Source organism: Alcanivorax sp. HI0083 (assembly GCF_001635175.1).
The window spans coordinates 1-1,316 of the sequence record NZ_LWFX01001426.1 but is presented as its reverse complement, the minus strand read 5'-3'; the positions used below and the strand labels follow the sequence as shown (position 1 = coordinate 1,316).

Annotated in this window: 1 protein-coding gene; it reads right to left on the bottom strand. The window is 52.6% G+C overall.

Annotated elements, in window-relative coordinates; translation table 11 throughout:
* Positions 1 to 151: 151 nt before the first annotated feature.
* Entirely contained in the window at positions 152 to 1,132 is a 981-nt protein-coding gene (locus A3754_RS21615; protein ID WP_063520556.1) for a transposase, read from the bottom strand.
* Positions 1,133 to 1,316: the final 184 nt, after the last annotated feature.

Genomic DNA, 1,316 nt, shown 5'->3' with positions numbered 1-1,316 from the left:
CCTAACGACCCTGCAAGCTTTCCAGCAATTGGTCGATTTCTGCCTTAAGCTCTTTATCTTCAATTTTTTTGGCGCTGACCTTTGCGTCCGCCAGGTTGCTAATGGCTAATCCGGGACACGCATAAATTTAATCAAAAGAGAGCTTGATCAATCAGCATGCGGTCAGGCTTTGTCCCGACACCCATTTACGACCTGTCGAGGCCGCATAGGCTTTCAGTCTTTCCAGGCTGCCGACCGCGACAGGCAGTCTCTGCTTGTGCGGCTGCATATGCCGCAACCATGCCCTTTCATCAATACCAAGCCGATCCAGAATCCCTGCGGCCCGCTCCGAGATTGCGCCACGTTTACCTGCACGCACCGCCCTTCCCGTACTGTCCACGAGCTCCAGATAGTCCATCAGCCGAAAGCGGCAAACCGTATCATCGTGTTCAACTTCCACTGTCTCACTATCCACCATCGGGAGTAGGTGAGGCATTTTCTTCGTTGTCTGGCGACCCTTGATCTCGCTGGCTCGTTGTTGAACCGAGGTATAATCCGAAGCTTCAGGAGTACTGGCCATATCTGCCCGAACAGGATTGAGATCCACATAAGCCATACACTGCAATACGGCCTTTTCATCCAGTAGCGCCTGGCACTTGTAACGGCCTTCCCAGAAGCGTCCCTTACAGCAATCCTCCTCGTTCGCTCGCCGGGCGAGGTATTCATTCAGGCATTTCATGAACCAGCCAAGATCATAAAGCCGCTCACGCCATTGGCCGACGATCTCAAGCGCTTTCAATGCCTCACCACCCTCTGACTGCCCGCTCAGCCAGCGCTTCACAATCAGTGGCCCACTGAATAACCGCATCCATCGCTCAGCGACTTCAGTATCTGACCAGGCCTGCGCCTTCTTCTGATTGAGCCGAACAACAACGTGATAGTGATTGGACATTACCGCATAGGCACAGAGATCAATGGCAAACATCTCACCCAGCACCGCAAGGCGATCCACCACCCATTGCCGGCGATGTTCGTAATCCTGGCCGGAATAGTGGTCCTGACCACACAGGAAGGCTCGCCGCACACAACGGCAGATGCAGTGATAGTAGGGAGTGGAGTCCAGAGAAACCTGGGCATAGCGAGCACGAGTCATGGAGCGCCTCCTTGCTTATCCATGACCCCAAAGATACTGACCATACAAACAGACCAATATCAGACATCGTGCATTTTCAGCGTAGGAGATCTTCCAATTTATGGGTGTCCCCTATTTCCCTTCGATTATCTTCTCCTTCCCTAACGATTTTTCCTTTCGGTATATTACCTGCCAACCTTGGAAA

What these genes read in the sequence shown, in the direction of transcription:
- A3754_RS21615 (WP_063520556.1), bottom strand. Translation starts at nt 1,132, where the DNA reads ATGACTCGTGCTCGCTATGCCCAGGTTTCTCTGGACTCCACTCCCTAC.